An 18,080-nucleotide genomic window follows, 5' to 3' on the forward strand; every position below is an offset into this window, starting at 1 on the left:
ATAAATCATTCAACCTCTATTTAGGCTGCCAAAGCGCCATAAAATCAACGACAGGCATTGCTGCGAAACGATCAACATCATTCATCGCTTGAGTGATACTATCTACCTGCGCTGGCGTATAGCGCGTAGCAAGATTATGTTTAAATTTAGCAATTAATACTGGTATACCTTCCTCACGGCGTCGTTTGTGACCGATTGGGTATTCAACAGTAACCAACTTAGACTCTGTACCATCTTTAAACACTATTTTAATGCTATTAGCAATAGAACGTTTCTCTGGATCAAGATAATCAACAGAAAATTGCTTGTTCTCGGTCACCTGCATTTTAGCTCTTAATTGATCAATGCGCGGATCAGCAGCAGCTTCATCTTCGTAATGCTCTGCGCGCAAATCACCGTGTAATAAGGCTACGGCTACCATGTACTGTAAACAATGATCTCTATCAGCTGGGTTATATAGAGTCCCTTGTTTACTAATAATACGAATAGCGGATTCATGCGTGATTAGTTCAATTCTCAGGATGTCGTTAAAACGATCTTTCACTAATGGATGCAAAGAAACAGCGCACTCAACGGCTGTTTGAGCATGAAATTCAGCTGGATAAGAAAGTTTAAATAGAACATTTTCCATCACATAGCTGCCATACTTCCTTTGAAATTTGAAACGATTACCACCAAATAAAACATCATAAAAACCCCACTTAGGAGCAGTTAAAGCACTTGGATATCCCATCTCCCCTGTGGCAGCAATCAATGCAAGCCGTACAGCACGAGCGGTTGCATCTCCGGCCGCCCAGGATTTGCGTGATCCAGCATTAGGCGCATGTCTGTATGTTCTCAGGCTTTGTCCATCAACAAAAACTTGCGAGAGAGTTCGCAGTAAAGTATCTCTATCCGCACCCAATAATTGTGCTGCAACAGCCGCACTGGCGACCTTCACCAAGATCACATGGTCCAAACCTACACGATTAAAACTGTTCTCCAGAGCAAGACATCCTTGAATTTCATGCGCTTTGATCATGGCGGTCAAAACGGCATGCATCGTTAATGCAGGTTTACCATTCCTAAGGTTTTGACGGCTTATATAATCCGCAACCGCCAGAATAGCACCTAAATTATCAGATGGATGCCCCCATTCAGCGGCTAACCAGGTATCATTAAAATCAAGCCATCTGATCATTGTTCCAATATTAAATGCGGCTTGCACAGGATCAAGCTCATAAGAAGTTCCTGGTACACGGGCTCCGCCAGGTAAAAAGACACCAGGAACAATCGGTCCAAGTAACTTTGTGCATTCCGGAAAATTTAAGGCCAACATTCCACAGCCCAAGGTATCCATCAAACAAAGGCGGGCCGTCTCATAGGCATCAATACTGTCAATTTTTTTATCTAGGACATAATCAGCAATGTCACGTATAACCAGGTCGTAATCTGGCCTAACGTTATCTTCTACATAAGAATGCATTATCATCACCCTCTTTTATCTATGGGAATAAATTCTTGACGCTCAGGTCCGGTATATTCAGACGTTGGCCGAATCAAACGATTATCAGCTCGCTGTTCAAAGACATGTGCTGACCAGCCTGTAGTCCGTGACATCACAAAGACGGGTGTAAATAGATGCGTTGGGATACCGCAGAAGTGATAAGCAGATGCACTATAAAAATCGAGGTTAGGAAACAATTTTTTTTCCCGGCGCATAACTGCTTCAATACGTTCAGATATATTAAATAAAAGCATACCATTTCTCGCTTCAGCTAACTTATGCGACCAAGCTTTAATAATGTCCGAGCGAGGATCAGACGTCGTGTAAACTCGATGGCCAAAACCCATGATTTTTTCTTTTCTAGAGAGCATGCTCACTAACTCTTTTTCCGCCTCATCAGGGCTTTTAAATCGACTAATCAACTCCATAGCTGCTTCATTTGCACCACCATGCAAAGGACCACGTAGAGCACCTATCGCTGTCGTAATGGCAGAATAGAAATCAGACAAGGTTGCGGCTGTCACTCGTGCAGCAAATGTTGAAGCATTAAACTCATGCTCCGCGTATAAAATTAGCGAAACATTCATCGTGTCAGACTCAACCTGCGTTGGCTTACGTCCATGTAAAAGGCTAAGGAAATGGCCACCAATCGTTTGCTCTTCACTCTCCCCAGAAATCTCTTTTCCTTGAAAGTGATAAGCATACCAATAACACATCATGCCCGGAAAAACAGCCAATAAACGATCAGCGATCTCGTATTGCTGGGAAAAACTCTCTTCTTGCTCAAGTGTCCCAAGCATAGAGCACCCTGTTCTTAAAACATCCATTGGATGCGCATTCTTCGGAATTAATTTTAGTACCCTTTTTAATTCCTCTGGCAGCTTTCGTAAGCCCATCAATTTTTTTATGTAAGCATCAAGTTCTGAGCGCGTAGGTAAGTGACCATAATGAAGTAAGTAGGCGACTTCCTCAAAGGTTGCATATTCTGCCAAATCATAAATAGAATAACCACGATAGTTTAAGCCTTTGCCTTCTTGCCCCACCGTAGCGATAGCTGATTGTCCAGCAACCACACCAGCCAATCCCCCCGCTGACTTATTGACCATCCTCAACCTCCATTAATTGGTCCAGTTTTTTTTCGTAATCGTAATAACCCAAAATCTCATATAAATCGTTACGTGTTTGCATACTATCCAACACACCACGTTGAGTGCCCATGTTTTTTATTGTTTGATACACTGTTAAGGCAGCTTGTGACATTGCTCTGAAAGCGCTTAGAGGATATAAAATCAATTGAACACCCGCTTCTTGCAATTCCTCTCGTGTAAATAACGGTGTTTTACCGAACTCAGTAATATTTGCTAAGACAGGTACCGTGGTGTGCTTACAAAATTCTTTGTATTCCGCAAGAGTCGTCATGGCTTCAGCGAAGAGCATGTCTGCGCCCAATTCAACGTAATATTGCGCACGCTCAATCGCTGCAGCCATCCCCTCAATTGCATAGGCATCGGTGCGAGCCATAATTACAAAATCCTTATCTGAGCGAGCATCAACCGCTGTTTTTATCCTATCACCCATTTCTTGCATCGAAACAATTGCTTTATGGGGACGATGTCCACAACGTTTGGCAAGAACTTGATCCTCAATATGAATCGCAGCAACACCAGTGTGCTCCATGAGTTTGACCGTTCTTGCAATATTAAAAGCATGCCCCCATCCAGTATCAACATCGACCAATAAGGGCAGAGAACAAGCTTGTGTGATACGCCTTGCATCTTCTAGAACTTCAGCAAGCGAAGTCATCCCTAAATCAGGCAAACCATAAGAGGCATTAGCAACGCCCGCACCAGACAAATAGATTGCCTCAAAACCAGCTTTCTCAGCCAGCATGGCAGAGTAAGCGTTAATAGTACCCGCAACTTGTAATGGGGAATTGGTTTTGACAAGGGATCGAAAGCGCTTTCCCATGGAATAAGACATGACTTCACTCCTTGACATTGCGAACCGCTTTTTTATCACGCTACCACACCAATGGCAAGGTTACTCAATACTCGACCTCTAAGTTTTTTTGCTTGACTTTTTAGAATATCGAATTACCGTGGTCAAGCCACGGTAATTCGCTTTTTGATTTGTCAAAAATAAAAACCCAGCCAAGGCTGGGGCTTTTATTATTTATTGCTATTTTGCAGAAATTTCTTTCCACCAATTAGTTTGGGTTTCAGTGGCCCAATGACCATCACGCATGCGAGTCACAAATTCATGGGTTTTTTCGGGAGTCGAGGAATTTTTGTCCAACTTAATACACCAATCCCATTTACCGGTTGTAGACCACATTTTTTCTACACCAGGCCATTTTGCCATTGAACTCAATTCGGACCATGGTTTACTGGTTTTCATAAAAATAACACTATTCCAAGCATTCATTGTTACCATCCTTAGTTAAAAATGAAAAAGTCAAAATGCTTAAACGGTCTTAAGCTCAATCAGCATAAAACATTTATTGGGTGCTTTCTATGTGTTTCCGGGAATTTTTGGTAATTTATCTACTTGGTGCATTTCTGCATGGAATTGATAAACATAATGCCAGGGTTCCTTTTATCTCTTATGGCTGTTGTTGCTATGAGTATTCTTGCAACGGGAGCCCTACAAGCTGCTCAAATGAATGAAAAAGTATGGTCAACTCTTTCAATCGATACCAACATTGGCAAATTCTCTTATCAATTGGAGCCACAACTACGTCTAATTGAGCGCGCAAATATTTTTGATCAATTTTTGGGTAATTTTGGTGCTGGTTATCAATTTTCACCCCAATGGCTCATCACTCTTGGAATAACCTCTGTAACCACAGCACAAACTCTGGGTACAGATATTACACAAACTTCAGGTTCAAACATTCATGAGATGCGACTATGGGCACAAACAACTTATACACCCAAGCAAAATCCAAAATGGGTTATGCGTTCACGACTTGAGCAACGAAAGCTTCAAAATTTTAATCAACTGGGCTATCGACTTAGGGAGCGTCTAACTTTTAAACAGCCGATAACAGAAAGTATTAGCTTAGTTATTTCTGATGAATTATTTTTTAATCTAAACCAAACAGATTGGATCACAACCGATACTATCGATCAAAATCGCATTCAAATAAGCATTGATCAGAAAGCCTCGAACATATTACTTGTCGGGGCTGGGTATATGTACCAATTTATTTGTTCTCATCCAAGGCAAAATTACAACGTGGCTGTATTCTATGCTCGATTGACCTTGCCTGAAGAAAAAAGGTGGTAAACACTCTCAAATAATTAAATGTCCTTTCAAATACCATTTGCAATAGCCAGAAAGATAAACTCTTTCCTTCACAACCTCACAAAAAATCTCACCTCTCCTAAAAGAGCCTTGTGTTGCTCTTAGAACATTTTTATCCAATCGATCGGCCCAAAAAGGAGCCAAGACGCAATGTGCTGAACCAGTAACCGGATCTTCCGGAATATTATGCTTTGGATAAAAGCATCTTGAATAAAAATCAGCCTCAGCACTTTTGGCTGTTAATATCAATCCTCGTTTAGGTAACTTAACCAAAGCCTTGAGATCAACCTGAGCCTGCAGCACCTTATTTTCATCTGCGAGAAGCACCATGTGGTCGAGATCACTGTCATAAATCTCTAAACAAGACTGATCGATCACCTGACTTATCATCTCAGGTATTTTGCTGGTTTCAAAACCTAACTGCGGAAAATCCAGAGTAAAACACTCCCCTTTTTTTCTTACCGCCAACGGACCGCTCATGCTTGAGAACTCAACCGTATCGCCAGTGCATTTTTCTAATTCATGCAAAACAAATCCAGCTGCCAATGTGGCATGGCCACATAGACTGATCTCGCCTCGTGGAGTAAACCAACGGATATGAAATCCACGTTTATCCTCAATCACAAAAGCAGTTTCGGAGAGATTATTCTCAACTGCAATCGCCTGCATTAGCTCATCATTAAGCCAATCATTTAATAGACATACTGCTGCTGGGTTACCGTAGAAAACTTTATCTGTAAATGCATCTATTTGAAAAATATCGATGGTCTGCACAGTCTAATCTCATTTAAGGATTATGCGCGAAGAGTAACGATCTAGACGATGATAAGCAAGTGCTATTTTATCTCCCAGGATTGAGAAGATTCTTCGCTACGCTCAGAATGACAGCATTCTGTCGTCCGGAGCATCACGAAAGACCTCCTGAATCTTAGGAGATCTTCGCTGTACTGTACTCAAAATAGCAGTAAAATTATAAGTGCAAATGAGAACCAGCATTTCCTTGCTGAGGTTTGACAGTAAACTGTTCCACCGCTCTCTCATCCGCTAAGCAATGAGCTAAAGAGCTTATGGCTCGCTGAAACAGGTGTTGATTTACTTGTTGTGGATATGTGCTCTGCTCAGTAGTGGTTTGAAAAAAATCGGTTTCTTTTAATGCAGTTAAGAGTGCTTTGGACAAAAACTCTGAGGTTGTTAAATCTAAATCCAAACGATCAATACACCCGATAACGATAGAAAAATGATTAAGCATAACATCCATATTTTTGTCTCTACGCTTTTTCAATTCACCCAAGGTTTGCCAAAGAGACGATTTATTGCCGGCTGCAATTTTTTTTATAGCACTCATGACCTCTCCCTAATCTTATGATTTTTAAATTAAATTTCCATATGCGTATTAACTACCGCGATGATTTAAAGTATAGATGATGAATCAAAATTTTTTTGAAATTCCGAGAAATTTTTAGAAAAAATTAGATTCTTTTGATCAATGCTTTCTGCAAAAAACGTGCCGGAGATAAAGCTTGCACCAATGTGCGAGGCAAAAAAGAAGGATTTTGATTAATTATTGCAGCCAACCATTCTGCTGCCAAAGGAATTGTCGTCAACCCTCTTGAACCGAAACCCGCACACAAATATAAACCAGGATAATAAGACCCAGCATAGGGCAGCCAGCGTTTTGAGTTACTCTCCAAAGTGGCAAATTGTTGCTTAAAAGCACTAGCATCTGGAGCAGGACCCACAACCGGTAAATAATCCGTTGTAGCGCCCCTTACCGCAGCCCAGCTATCTTTATAACGATTAGATAATATTAGTGTTGACAGTTGCTTAATTCGTGCAAGGTTAACTTGATCGTCTTCAAGCTGACAATGATTGTCAGTCCTTCCTGAGTGATAAGTTGCTCCAATGGTATGTGTATTATCATGCGCAGGCAAAATATGGCCACTGCCGCAAACAGGTATTCTTAGTTTTTTACTTTCTGTATCACTTGCTATGCTTGTCATTTGTCCGCGAATGGGTTTCAGCGGTAAATAATTGGTTTGTGTAAATTGACACGCCTGATAACCGTTAGCGATAATTAATACCTCGGCAGAATGGTCATTTACATGCCAATGTCCTTCACCAAACACCAACTCATCAACCATGGTATTATGAACACAAGTAATTTCATTCTTCTTTGTGAGCAATTTACATAACGCTTGGGAATTTAACCAGCCAGAAAGGGGAATGAATAATCCTCCGGATTGCAATTGGATACCTGCCAATTCTGAGGCTTGCGTCGCATCCACTAGCAAACCTAACTCAGGATAAGCAGAAAGCCATTTACTCAAGCTTGCCTGACTTGCGGCTTCTTTTCCATTTAAAGCTAACTGCAGAATTCCTGATAGTTCACCTACAGGATGTTCTGCCAACAGTCTCTGATAGGAACGAGAAGCGAATAAAAACGCGCTTAGCATAAACATGGTCAAGGGAGATTGATATGCCGATAGCCTGGGATAGAGAACGGCTTGTTTATTACCAGAAGCGCCGCACCCCACGTCCGACTGCGCATCAATCAAGGTGACTTGCCAATTCCTTTTAGCTAAAGCATGAGCAGTGTAACAACCCGCAAGACCAGCCCCGAGCACAATCGCTTTCTTTTGGTTAACCATTCTGGGCTTATCTTGAAACCATGGTGTTGTACGAAATTTAGTCTTGACAGGGACTATCATGTCCTCCATCCGAGCAGCTATCATTTCCCGTTTGCGCCCAAAACCCGTTAACTTAGCAACAGCAAAACCTGCGTTCTGCAAATTTTTTTTAATAACACTTGCTGCCGAAAAAGTAGCCAATGTCGTACCGGGTTTAGATAATAGGCTTATGGTATAAAACAAATCTTGAGACCACATGGCCTGATTTTTGGCTGGAGCAAACCCATCCAAGAACCAAGCATCAACATGTTGTGTCCTCAGGCTTCGTTCAAGCATCGGATCCCCACAAACTAAAAGTTGATTAAAGCACGATAATGCATCGCCCAGCATAAGGGTTAAATTTACTCGTCCATTTTCAAAGGACAAATGATGAAAGCCAGGTGTCAGTATTGGGTAATCTGTCAATAAAGCTTGGGCTTGGTTCTTCAATTGCGGCCACAGGCTCAAGCAGCGTGCAAGATCAGCTTTCTTTAAAGGAAATTTTTCGCAACTGAGGAAGTGTAAGCGAGCATTTTGTGGAGCATATTGCAACCAGAGAGACCAGCTTAATAAAAAATTTAAAGCACTGCCAAACCCTGTTTCAGCAATAACAAAGTTTTCTTTTGCGGTAATTACTCGCTCACTTCCGACGTCCCGCGGCTTGACCGCGGGCTCCATGAATCTGGCAAGTTCGCTGGATCCCGCGGTCAAGCCGCGGGACGTCGGCGATATAGATAGAGAAGAGCAGTTACTTTTTGCTAAGGCCTGCCAGCGCTGGATCAAATTGTTTCCATTAATAAAGACATGCTCTGTTTCTTTTAAGCCATCATCAGTTGAGAAATAGACATCATCAAATTGCAGAGAAAACGGCAACTGATTACGCCACGTCAGCTTTGCCGTTTCAATTGGAACAAAAGGACTACTCACACATCACACCTATTAAGCTGGAACAGAAGCAGGTCCATTCGCTTGGTTCGATTGTTTATTATTTATCCAAGAACGTAATCTTGGAGCTAATAAAAAGAGTAATACCGAAGCAGCGATTGCGAACAAACCCAAGTCTAAAAAAACACTACTATAACCGCTATTCGTCACAAGGGGTAGACTACTCTCTTTCCCAGCCGTCATCCAATTAGAGCTGTAACTGGATAAGGTGGCTCCGACTCCGGTCGCCAACATCCACATGCCCATCATAATTCCTTGGAGAGAACCAGGCACTAAAGCTCCAACCATAGCATAGCCAATGGGAGAAATCAGTAACTCACCTATACTTTGCAAAATGAAACAGAGAACGACCCAGCCGGGAGCAACCAAACCTGCTGCATTGGCGTTACCAATACCAATTGGTAGAATTGCAAAGGCTAAACCAATAAACAATAGGGCAAAGGCGAATTGCGTGGGTATATTCACTTGAATTCCTCTTGAGCGCATGTGGTTAAGCAAAAAGCTCAAAGAAGGCCCACCAATGACAATGCATAGGGTGTTGATGTTTTGAAACCATTGTGGAGGTATCGTTAAAATAGACCAATGGCGTTGAACGTTATTTTCAATAAAATGTGTTAATCCCATAGGCCCGATTTGATACAACATCCAAAACACCGTGCTTACCAGCATCAATACCACAAAAGCGAGCATTTTTTCACGCGCATCTCGCGATGGTTGCTGTAAAGCCAGGCAGACTGCTATAGCTAATACAACAACCCCTGTCACTATAATGAGTTTATTAGCCCAATCTGCAAAATGAATTAGCGAGCTTAAGAAAAATGGAAGCACAAGAACCATTGTGACACCGCCTAACGATGCCCATCTTTTATGAGATGGAGAAAGAGCGCTATAGGTCGTTTTTCTGTCCTCTAAACTGTGCCAGAAGTACAAGCAGATAAACATGGCGATCAAATTGCCTAAACTGCTTAACAAAAACAATCGGGAATAATTTTGTGATAATTGAAAATAACCACTTAAAGTAAAACCAATAAAAAAGCCGATATTCATGCCAGCATAATTCCATAAAAATGCTGTCTCTCGGCGATTATCTTTCGGTGTAAAACGCTGAGTGAGCATGCAATTAATACACGTTACATTCAACCCACAACCTGTTAAAAAGAAACCCAGACCATAATAAAGATAGTTTGTGTTCTCCAAAGCCAACAAAACACACCCTATGATTTGCGCCAACATACCAAAACAAAAGAGAGCTCTATTTGATAAAAATCGACCTCCGCAATAACCACCTAGTAAGTGCAAGGCAAAATTAGAAGCAACAAAGATCCCGATGATACTGTTTGCTAAAGATGGAGATATTGCCAATTGCTTAGTCATGTATAAGACCAACGTAGAATAAAGCACGCTAAAGCTTAAAGTCGAAAAAATCTGGATGAAGAATAGAGCCACAATACCCTGCGGCAATTCATTCCAAACTGCTTTTTTGCTATCAACTATAGACATTAAATGCCATCCTTTGTTAGCCCGATTTCTTCCGAATATGACATGCAATTTTTTAACTGTCTACGGTCATTTTATAGAAATTCCTGTAATATATAATCTTCTTACAAAAACCTTCAATTTCTTTACAATGCAGGCACTTTCTTTACACATTTTTTCATTTTTGTGATTTGCGCTCTATAGTAAACAATTAGATGAAACAGAGGTTAGTATGCATAAAAAATTATATTTAACTGGAATTGAAAAACGACCTGGAAAGTCTTTTGTTTCTCTAGGATTTGTTTCAGCGCTCAAGGAACAGCAAAATTCTTTAAGATGCTTCAAACTCTTCTCCGAATCGGATCAATCACAAGCATCTTTGCTTGAAAAGATTACCGAGCAAACCTTAACGCCAATAATGGATGTCAGTAAAGCCATTTCCTTGATGCGTACCGAGCCTACTGATCTAGTCTCTGTAGCTCTTGAAGCCACACAAAGCAGTAAGGAGTATCCCCTCACCTATTTAGAAGGTACTGATTTTAAAAGTGACAACGATGTTTTTGAATTTCAATTCAATTTAATGCTCGCTTATCAACTCAATTGCGATGTGGTTCTCGTCGTGTCCTCGAAAGATAGAACGTTAGAGCATACTCTTTCTCTATTAAATAATGCCTTGGAGATTAGTAAAAAACATCATGCCCGCGTTGTTGGTATCATCGTTAATCGTGTTCCAGCTTTACAGGAAAGTGAGGCTTTGGATTTATTCCGCAAACATTTTCCTTTTTTACCCTTGATTGCCGTGTTGCCTGAATTTGAAGACTTGGCAAATCCCTCCGTGCGTGAGGTAGCCATGAAATTAGAGGCTCGGGTTATTTGTGGTGAAGAGGAATTGCATCGCCCTGTTCGACTGTTCACCGTTGCAGCTAAAACAATAAGTAATTTCTTGGAATCACGATTGGATAGGAATGGGATGCTCATTATTACCCCTGATGACAGAATTGATATCTTGCTGGGCTCCTTATTAGCCGACCAATCAGCGCATTACCCGAAAATCGCTGGCATCGTCTTGACTGGCGGAGAAATGCCGGGATCTATCATCCGGGAAATTCTCACAGGTCTCGAACATCCTTTTCCAGTTTTGCTCACCAAGCATAAAACCTACGAGACAGCCACTGCTCTTTTCTCAGCTAAATTTAGCTTAAATAAAGCAGATCCTGCCAAAATCAATAGAGCCATTGATGCAATGCGTGCTTATCTTGCTCAATCGCTGCTTAAATGGCTTAGCGATAAATCGCAACAACCAAGACTGAGTCCAGCTGTCTTTTTACATGAACTAAGCAGTAAAGCAAAGCAAATGAAGCAACATATTGTGCTCCCTGAGGGCAACGATCCGCGAATATTAATTGCAGCAGATCACTTGTTAAAGCGTGGGATAGCGGACATTACTCTGCTCGGGAAAAAAGAGAAAATCTCTATTCTGGCGAAGCGTCTCGATTTGGATTTGCCAGGTGTTAACATCATTGATATAGAGAAATCCAATCAGCGTAAGCGATACGCGAAGAAATATTATGAAATTAGACGACATAAAAATGTCAACCTTCCAATTGCCATGGAACGAATGGCAGATTTAAATTATTTCGGGGCTATGATGGTTTATTGCGGTGATGCAGACGGAATGGTTTCTGGCGCTGCGCATACAACAGCTGACACTGTACGTCCTGCATTAGAAATTATAAAAACAAAGCCAAACATCAATAGAGTATCTTCTGTTTTTATCATGTGTTTGCCGTCACGTGTGGTTATATATGGTGACTGCGCTATTAATCCAGAACCAGATAGTCAACTGCTTGCTGAAATTGCAACCCAAGCAGCTCAAATTGCCCAAAAACTAGGTATTGTCCCAAAAGTCGCTTTGTTATCTTATTCATCGGGTGCTTCGGGTAAAGGCGAAAGTGTTGAGAAGGTAGCAAAGGCGCTAGACATCGTAAAAATACTACAACCAGATTTGTTGGTTGAGGGTCCTATCCAATATGATGCCGCTGTTGACCCAGAAGTAGCTGCAAAAAAACTACCTCATTCAAAGTTACGTGGTGATGCCAATGTGCTTATCTTTCCTGATTTGAACACAGGTAATAACACTTACAAGGCAGTACAAAGGGAAAGTGGCGCACTCGCAATTGGTCCAGTTTTGCTGGGCTTGAACAAACCGGTGAATGATTTAAGTCGAGGTTGTACCCCGCAAGATATCATTAACACCATTCTCGTAACCGCAATACAGGCCCAAGGAGATAGTAATGAATGTTTTAACGCTTAATGCCGGAAGCTCCTCAATCAAATACAAGGCATTCAAAGTCGATAATCAACAAACCTTGGTTTTAGTTGCAGGCTTAATCGAAGGTATTGGGGAAGCAACAGGTCAATGGCACCATCAAGGTAGCAAAGGAGTAAAAGAAAGTGACTCGTGTAAATTTAACGATCACGGGGAAGCTTTTGCGAGCTTAGCGGAAAAATTAAAGGCGGATCTTGTCAAATATCCCATTCAAGGCGTAGGTCACCGAGTTGTTCATGGAGGTGATGAATACTATTTACCTACCATCGTCACTTCTGAAGTTCTACAAAGCATACGAAAATTATCGCAACTTGCTCCGATTCACAATCCCATTAATGCCTTAGGCATTCAGTTCGCCCAAGAGCATTTTCCCCACGCGCTGCATATTGCTGTGTTTGATAGTGGCTTTCATCACAGTATCCCTTCCCATGTGCATCAATATGCTATCAAGGCTGATGTGGCTCATAAATATCAAATCAAACGCTACGGATTCCATGGAATCAATCATGAATATGTTGCCCGCCATGCAGCTACCTACCTCAATAAACCTTTGGAAAAGTCCAACTTCATTAGTCTTCATTTGGGTAACGGTGCCAGTGCCTGCCTCATCAAGCAAGGACAATCTTTCGATACCACTATGGGAATGACCCCCTTGGCCGGATTGATTATGGGCACTCGTTGCGGTGACATTGATCCTGCTATTCCTCTGTATTTGCAATACCAAGGTCTAACAACACAAGAGGTAGATACCCTTCTAAATAAAGAAAGTGGACTCAAAGGCATTGCTGATGAAAATGATATGCGTCGATTGGTTGAACGTGCATTAGCTGATGATAAATCAGCTCAACTGGCGATCGATATGTATGTCTATTCTCTGCAGAAAGTCATCGGTGCCTACAGTAGTCAAATCGCTAACTTAGACGCACTCATTTTTACCGGAGGAATAGGGGAAAATGCTTCTTTAATTCGAGAAAAAGTTGTCGCACCCCTTCGGCATTTGGATTTTATCCTGGATGACTATCAGAATCAGCAACAAGGGAATGAAAGTTGTCGGGATATTTCAGCAAGCGGCAAGCGGATTTTGGTCATTCGTGGAGATGAAGAAGTGTTGATTGCTCAAAAGGTCGAACAGATCGTTGTGAACCTTTTTTAGCTATCGCATCTCGTAGGAGTTGCACTCTAGCAAACGATTGTTCACAATGAGAATCTTATGTATCTGATAAAAGATCTCAAGGAGAAATGATGAACCCAATTACGCCCTATTTGTTTTTCAATGGAAACTGTCGCGAAGCTATGAATTTTTACAAAGACTGCTTTGGTGGGGAATTGGAACTGACGACCTACGCTGATGCTCCAGAAGGCAATATCTGTCCTGGCAGCGATATTGAATCAGCCAGAGATAAAATCATGCACAGTATGTTAACTGTAGGAAACTTTTCAATCATGGCATCGGATAATCCCATGGGCACACCAGAGGTTGGAGATAATGTGTCTTTAAGCATCCAATGCGAAAGCATCCCGGAAACGCAAGAATTATTCGAGGCGCTAAGTAAGGGGGGCAAAATCACGATGCCACTTGCCGACACCTTCTGGGACGCGTATTTCGGGATGTTGATCGATAAATATGGTTTTCATTGGATGCTGAACTGCCCATTGAAAAAGTAGAGACCTCATGAAGTTGTTGCAGAGATTCTTCAACAACTTCATGGAATATCAATTCATACCGTAATATACCCATCTATTACTGTCTGCGTGCATCTCCTACAACATCTAGCTCAACAAATCCGAAAACGCTTCTATTGATAGATTTTTTCTCAAGAGGGTTCAACAAGAGCTATGGTAATGACCATATGGTCGTCGTAAGGAACTGAGAAGTTTTTATGAATGAGTAACTTACAAATCCTACAAAGCAACTGATGAGCTAGAAAAGGATGTACTAAGCCACTGATAAACCAGCCACCGTTAATAAAAAAATCAAATATCTCGTTTTCAGTCTTTAAGCTGATTGAAATTTTCTTTTGGGTGAATGCTTTGATTTTAAAACCATTATCTTCAACTATCTTCTGCAGATGATTTCCATCTAACGGGACGTACACTTTTTTTAATGTCTTTTTGATATGACTTGCAACAAGCTTGTTGAATGGGTTTGTTGACTTCTCAAGTTTTGACACCAACGAGCGCGCTTGGGGGAACGACTCCATCGTATTGGTCACAATAGAAACAACTCCCTGTTGAGAGATGAGTTTCTTGCATTCGGCAAGAATAGAGGGAAGAGGGATATAGGCAGTAACAAAATGTGCAAGTATGAAATCAAAATCATGCTTTTCGATGATGGAAGCAGCCTCGTGAATATCTCCATGATAAGTACGGCATTTTAATATTTTTTTTGCCTTCTCTAACATGCGTTCTGAGATATCCAAGCCATGTAACTGAGCTTGAGAATAATGCTGGGCATAAGGTAATAAATCCGTACCATCTCCCATGCCTAGCGCAAGAATCGATCTCATTGGTCCATCATAATTTGAGATTGCAAGTTCCAAAGCGGCTTGCTTGGCTAAATCAAGGACTTTTCCGCTGACATCTTGGTTATAAGTCCTTGCTATCTTGTCATATAAGTTATCTATTTGCATATATTGTATGAATGTTAGTTTTTTTTAAATCATACAGACACTTATATGGACCGTGCAAATACTTTTTTTGCAAACAATCAGCTTTTTTACCAAATGGCTCCGCGAAGGGAAGAAGTAGTACTCATCTCCTGGGCGAACATCTCATTTTATTTGGCACTGTTAAGATGGCAGAGCATGCTCATTCACTTCTGGGACAACATGCCTTTGCCGTAAAATACTGTAATTATTCTCAATAAATTCACGTTTAATGGCTAACACCTGTTCATCCTTTAAACGTGCTCCAAACTGTCCAACAACTTCTGCTGCAGCCCTATTGGCAAGAATAGTAGCTAATTGGGGAGCATAGCCATGAGTGATTGCATACAGATAAGCACCAGCAAACATATCTCCCGCTCCAACAGTATCAATGGCTTTAATAGCAAACGTTGGAATGGAAAGAATTTCCCCATCAATAGCAATCACAGCGCCCTCGCTACCACGAGTAACGACTAGATGATTCGCGGAGGGCTGTAATAAGGCAATGGCTGTTTCTAAATGATGCGTTTCTGTAAATAAAAGAGCTTCTTCCTCATTGCAAAACAAGAGATCGACATGCCCATCAATCACTGTGAGCAATTCATTTTTAAAATAACGCACCATATTGGCATCTGATAATGTTAAGGCGACTTTGGTGCCAGTTCGTTTGGCATGCTTTCTAGCCGCCAATAAGGCATTTCTCGCCGTTGCAGAGGTAACCAGATAACCTTCCAGATACAGATACTCAGCAGCACTGATAGCCTGCATATCCAGAACGTCAGGACATAACGTTTCGGATATACCAAGATGTGTATTCATAGTGCGTTGGGCATCATCAGTAACCAGAACCAGACATTGACCGGTTACGCCAGGAGATAGCGCATCTGGCTGCAAATTGCAATCAAGCCCTAAGGCATATAATTCTTTTAGGAACAATTGACCTGCATCATCATTGGCTACTTTACAACTATAAAAACCGCGGCCACCAAACTGACTCAGTGCAATCAAGGTGTTGGCTGCAGAGCCCCCACAGCCACTATGACAGAAATTCCCTTCCAAAGCTTCTATAAGACATTTATGTCTTGCTTCATCCGTTAGTGTCATGACCCCCTTTTCGATATCCAGAGCTTGCAAAAGTGCTTCATCCACTTGCGCATCCCTATCCAATAAGGCGTTACCAATTCCATAGACATGATATTTTTTCATTATGCACTAACCTTTATTTTCGCTAATACTGATTCAGCCGCTTCGAACGTTAAGCGCATTTCCTCATTCTGATGAGCACTTGACACAAATCCCGCTTCATACATTGAAGGAGCAAAATAGATTCCTTTCTCCAACATGCCATGGAAAAACTGCTTAAATAAAACCTCATCTGATGAAGCCACATCGCGATAGTCAAGCACCTGCTTTTTAGAATTAAAACAAAATCCAAACATACCACCTTGGGAGGCATAGCAGAATGGCATATTAAAAGACTCAGCTATTTCAGCTAACCCTTGAACCATAGCAGAAGTATACTTAGCAAGATTTTCAAAAAATCCAGGCCTCTCTATTTCGACAAGTGTAGCTAATCCAGCAGCCATTGCTAAAGGATTACCTGATAAAGTGCCAGCTTGATAAACCGTTCCTTCCGGCGCTAAATGGTTCATAATCGCAGCACTTCCACCCACAGCTCCAACGGGCATTCCCCCGCCAATGACTTTGCCAAGGGTTGTGAGGTCGGGTGTAACATTAAATAGAGCCTGTGCTCCACCCAAAGCAACTCTGAATCCAGTCATCACTTCATCAAAAATAAGCAGAGCCTCATTCTCTGTGCATAATTGACGTAGTTCTTTGAGGAATTGCGGCCTGGGCATAACAAATCCCATGTTTCCAGCAATAGGTTCAAGAATGACAGCAGCGATATCGCCTCGATATCGTTCAAACAACGCTGCAGTTTGCTCTAAGTTATTAAAATCCGCTGTTAGTGTATGCTCTGTAATACTCGCGGGAATGCCAGGTGTAGAGGGCAGCCCCAAAGTCAATAATCCTGAGCCTGCTTTGACCAATAAGCCATCATTGTGCCCATGGTAGCAACCATTAAATTTGATAATTTTGTTTTTCCCAGTAAAGCCACGCGCCAATCGTATTGCAGTCATGGTTGCTTCTGTGCCTGAATTTACCATGCGAATTTTTTCAATAGCAGGCATTAAATGGGTTATCTTTTGAGCAAGTTTGACCTCAAGCTCTGTAGGTGCACCAAAGCTCATGCCATTATGTAGCACCTCGCTCACGGCGCTAATCACATTGGGGTGGCAATGCCCTAGAATCAATGGCCCCCAAGAACCCACATAATCAATGTAGTGTTTATTATCAGCATCAATTAAATAAGCCCCTTTCCCTTGCTTAAAAAAGATAGGATCCCCACCTACTCCTTTAAAAGCCCGTACAGGTGAATTAACTCCACCCGGGATCACTGCTTGTGCTTGAGCAAATAATTGCTGTGAGTACATCATGTTCACTCCATTTGCAAAAATAGGCTCACATTTTACAGGTTTTTCATAATATTGACAAAATCAAGCAACGCAGTCTTTACATTCTTGGAAGCAGTCGCTAAATTAGCCCCTTTTCAACATAGAGCAATACACTATGCAAGAATATAAACGATATATTTGTGTCATTTGCGGCTTTATCTATGATGAAGCTGAGGGATGGCCAGAAGATGGCATAGAGCCAGGTACTCGTTGGGAAGATGTGCCAGAAAATTGGTTTTGTCCGGATTGTGGCGCTGGAAAAGAAGATTTTGAAATGGTTGAATTGGATTAAAAGGGTTTAGTTACCACTAACAAGACAATAGCTATTAAGAATAAAGTCGGTAACTCATTAAAAATACGATAGAATCTCGAGCCTTTAGTATTCTTTTGTTGTGCAAAGCACTTTCTAAAATGCCCACAAAAGAGATGATAAACCCACAATAAAAGAACGAGCCCAAGTTTGGCATGCATCCATCCTGCTTTCAAATAATATTGCGGATTAAAAAGGATAAGCAGTAGTCCGAGAACAGTGGTTAGAATCGCAGCAGGCCAAGTAATCCCATAGTAAAGTCGACGCTCCATGACTTTGAAACGCTCGATGCTGATGCTATCGTTCGTCTCGGCATGATAAACAAAAAGACGTGGAAGATAAAAAAGGCCAGCAAACCAAGCAACCATTGCAATAATGTGGAAAGCTTTAATAGTGAGCAT

General features: G+C 41.5%; 17 protein-coding genes. 5 read left to right on the forward strand and 12 right to left on the reverse strand.

The genetic code is table 11. The annotated features are described in order from the left end of the window. Window positions 1-16 precede the first annotated feature (16 nt). The 4 genes from CKV79_RS07380 to CKV79_RS07395 form a co-directional block, all read right to left on the reverse strand. Complete coding sequence (locus CKV79_RS07380) at window positions 17-1,465, reverse strand: bifunctional 2-methylcitrate dehydratase/aconitate hydratase (RefSeq protein ID WP_028372959.1); 1,449 nt, start codon at window positions 1,463-1,465, stop codon at window positions 17-19. Window positions 1,466-1,470: 5 nt separating this feature from the next. Next, on the reverse strand, window positions 1,471-2,592 hold the full coding sequence (gene prpC, locus CKV79_RS07385) for a bifunctional 2-methylcitrate synthase/citrate synthase (RefSeq protein WP_028372958.1): 1,122 nt from the start codon (window positions 2,590-2,592) through the stop codon (window positions 1,471-1,473). Next, the gene (gene prpB / locus CKV79_RS07390) at window positions 2,582-3,466 is read right to left on the reverse strand and encodes a methylisocitrate lyase (RefSeq protein WP_028372957.1); all 885 of its coding nucleotides are present in this window, start codon (window positions 3,464-3,466) and stop codon (window positions 2,582-2,584) included. The genes prpC and prpB overlap by 11 nt, the downstream gene beginning before the upstream one ends. A gap of 198 nt (window positions 3,467-3,664) precedes the next feature. Next, on the reverse strand, window positions 3,665-3,910 hold the full coding sequence (locus tag CKV79_RS07395; protein WP_028372956.1) for a hypothetical protein: 246 nt from the start codon (window positions 3,908-3,910) through the stop codon (window positions 3,665-3,667). Between the two features lie 156 nt (window positions 3,911-4,066). On the opposite strand from CKV79_RS07395, the gene CKV79_RS07400 reads away from it, so the two are divergent. Next, on the forward strand, window positions 4,067-4,774 hold the full coding sequence (locus CKV79_RS07400; RefSeq protein ID WP_028372955.1) for a DUF2490 domain-containing protein: 708 nt from the start codon (window positions 4,067-4,069) through the stop codon (window positions 4,772-4,774). 6 nt (window positions 4,775-4,780) lie between these two features. Here CKV79_RS07400 and CKV79_RS07405 read toward each other — a convergent pair whose 3' ends face one another. The 4 genes from CKV79_RS07405 to CKV79_RS07420 all read right to left on the reverse strand — a co-directional run bounded on the left by CKV79_RS07405 (window position 4,781) and on the right by CKV79_RS07420 (window position 9,903). Beyond that, window positions 4,781-5,566: a PhzF family phenazine biosynthesis protein gene (locus CKV79_RS07405; RefSeq protein ID WP_028372954.1), complete on the reverse strand. Its 786-nt coding sequence runs from the start codon at window positions 5,564-5,566 to the stop codon at window positions 4,781-4,783. 196 nt (window positions 5,567-5,762) lie between these two features. Then, window positions 5,763-6,137, reverse strand: coding sequence for a hypothetical protein (locus CKV79_RS07410; protein ID WP_028372953.1), 375 nt, complete (start codon window positions 6,135-6,137; stop codon window positions 5,763-5,765). A gap of 124 nt (window positions 6,138-6,261) precedes the next feature. After that, entirely contained in the window at window positions 6,262-8,385 is a 2,124-nt protein-coding gene (gene mnmC / locus CKV79_RS07415; RefSeq protein WP_028372952.1) for a bifunctional tRNA (5-methylaminomethyl-2-thiouridine)(34)-methyltransferase MnmD/FAD-dependent 5-carboxymethylaminomethyl-2-thiouridine(34) oxidoreductase MnmC, read from the reverse strand. 12 nt (window positions 8,386-8,397) lie between these two features. Next, entirely contained in the window at window positions 8,398-9,903 is a 1,506-nt protein-coding gene (locus CKV79_RS07420; RefSeq protein WP_028372951.1) for a peptide MFS transporter, read from the reverse strand. 208 nt (window positions 9,904-10,111) lie between these two features. Between CKV79_RS07420 and pta the strand changes: the two genes are divergently transcribed. From pta to CKV79_RS07435, 3 genes are all read left to right on the forward strand, one after another. Continuing rightward, window positions 10,112-12,193, forward strand: coding sequence for a phosphate acetyltransferase (gene pta, locus CKV79_RS07425; RefSeq protein ID WP_028372950.1), 2,082 nt, complete (start codon window positions 10,112-10,114; stop codon window positions 12,191-12,193). After that, entirely contained in the window at window positions 12,174-13,361 is a 1,188-nt protein-coding gene (locus CKV79_RS07430; RefSeq protein WP_028372949.1) for an acetate/propionate family kinase, read from the forward strand. The genes pta and CKV79_RS07430 overlap by 20 nt, the downstream gene beginning before the upstream one ends. A gap of 86 nt (window positions 13,362-13,447) precedes the next feature. Beyond that, window positions 13,448-13,873: a VOC family protein gene (locus CKV79_RS07435; RefSeq protein ID WP_231950062.1), complete on the forward strand. Its 426-nt coding sequence runs from the start codon at window positions 13,448-13,450 to the stop codon at window positions 13,871-13,873. Between the two features lie 149 nt (window positions 13,874-14,022). Here CKV79_RS07435 and CKV79_RS07440 read toward each other — a convergent pair whose 3' ends face one another. From CKV79_RS07440 to hemL, 3 genes are all read right to left on the reverse strand, one after another. Then, complete coding sequence (locus CKV79_RS07440; RefSeq protein ID WP_028372947.1) at window positions 14,023-14,838, reverse strand: class I SAM-dependent DNA methyltransferase; 816 nt, start codon at window positions 14,836-14,838, stop codon at window positions 14,023-14,025. Window positions 14,839-14,997: 159 nt separating this feature from the next. Continuing rightward, a complete protein-coding gene (locus CKV79_RS07445; protein WP_065236352.1) occupies window positions 14,998-16,059 on the reverse strand; it encodes an adenosine kinase in 1,062 nt (353 codons plus the stop codon). Further along, entirely contained in the window at window positions 16,059-17,351 is a 1,293-nt protein-coding gene (hemL, locus tag CKV79_RS07450; protein WP_028372946.1) for a glutamate-1-semialdehyde 2,1-aminomutase, read from the reverse strand. The genes CKV79_RS07445 and hemL overlap by 1 nt, the downstream gene beginning before the upstream one ends. Before the next feature lie 133 nt (window positions 17,352-17,484). Here hemL and CKV79_RS07455 point away from each other — a divergent pair, with 133 nt between their 5' ends. Then, window positions 17,485-17,661, forward strand: coding sequence for a rubredoxin (locus CKV79_RS07455; RefSeq protein WP_028372945.1), 177 nt, complete (start codon window positions 17,485-17,487; stop codon window positions 17,659-17,661). Here the strand turns inward: CKV79_RS07455 and hemJ are convergent. Continuing rightward, window positions 17,658-18,080, reverse strand: coding sequence for a protoporphyrinogen oxidase HemJ (gene hemJ / locus CKV79_RS07460; protein ID WP_028372944.1), 423 nt, complete (start codon window positions 18,078-18,080; stop codon window positions 17,658-17,660). The two genes, CKV79_RS07455 and hemJ, sit on opposite strands and share 4 nt — an antisense overlap.

Origin of the sequence: Legionella lansingensis, from assembly GCF_900187355.1 — a bacterium.
Lineage (GTDB): Bacteria > Pseudomonadota > Gammaproteobacteria > Legionellales > Legionellaceae > Tatlockia > Tatlockia lansingensis.

What these genes read in the sequence shown, in the direction of transcription:
- CKV79_RS07435 (WP_231950062.1), top strand. Translation starts at nt 13,448, where the DNA reads ATGATGAACCCAATTACGCCCTATTTGTTTTTCAATGGAAACTGTCGC.
- CKV79_RS07445 (WP_065236352.1), bottom strand. Translation starts at nt 16,059, where the DNA reads ATGAAAAAATATCATGTCTATGGAATTGGTAACGCCTTATTGGATAGG.
- prpC (WP_028372958.1), bottom strand. Translation starts at nt 2,592, where the DNA reads ATGGTCAATAAGTCAGCGGGGGGATTGGCTGGTGTGGTTGCTGGACAA.
- CKV79_RS07400 (WP_028372955.1), top strand. Translation starts at nt 4,067, where the DNA reads ATGCCAGGGTTCCTTTTATCTCTTATGGCTGTTGTTGCTATGAGTATT.
- pta (WP_028372950.1), top strand. Translation starts at nt 10,112, where the DNA reads ATGCATAAAAAATTATATTTAACTGGAATTGAAAAACGACCTGGAAAG.
- hemL (WP_028372946.1), bottom strand. Translation starts at nt 17,351, where the DNA reads ATGATGTACTCACAGCAATTATTTGCTCAAGCACAAGCAGTGATCCCG.
- CKV79_RS07440 (WP_028372947.1), bottom strand. Translation starts at nt 14,838, where the DNA reads ATGCAAATAGATAACTTATATGACAAGATAGCAAGGACTTATAACCAA.
- CKV79_RS07420 (WP_028372951.1), bottom strand. Translation starts at nt 9,903, where the DNA reads ATGTCTATAGTTGATAGCAAAAAAGCAGTTTGGAATGAATTGCCGCAG.
- CKV79_RS07395 (WP_028372956.1), bottom strand. Translation starts at nt 3,910, where the DNA reads ATGAATGCTTGGAATAGTGTTATTTTTATGAAAACCAGTAAACCATGG.
- prpB (WP_028372957.1), bottom strand. Translation starts at nt 3,466, where the DNA reads ATGTCTTATTCCATGGGAAAGCGCTTTCGATCCCTTGTCAAAACCAAT.
- CKV79_RS07380 (WP_028372959.1), bottom strand. Translation starts at nt 1,465, where the DNA reads ATGCATTCTTATGTAGAAGATAACGTTAGGCCAGATTACGACCTGGTT.
- CKV79_RS07430 (WP_028372949.1), top strand. Translation starts at nt 12,174, where the DNA reads ATGAATGTTTTAACGCTTAATGCCGGAAGCTCCTCAATCAAATACAAG.
- CKV79_RS07455 (WP_028372945.1), top strand. Translation starts at nt 17,485, where the DNA reads ATGCAAGAATATAAACGATATATTTGTGTCATTTGCGGCTTTATCTAT.
- hemJ (WP_028372944.1), bottom strand. Translation starts at nt 18,080, where the DNA reads ATGCTCACTATTAAAGCTTTCCACATTATTGCAATGGTTGCTTGGTTT.
- CKV79_RS07410 (WP_028372953.1), bottom strand. Translation starts at nt 6,137, where the DNA reads ATGAGTGCTATAAAAAAAATTGCAGCCGGCAATAAATCGTCTCTTTGG.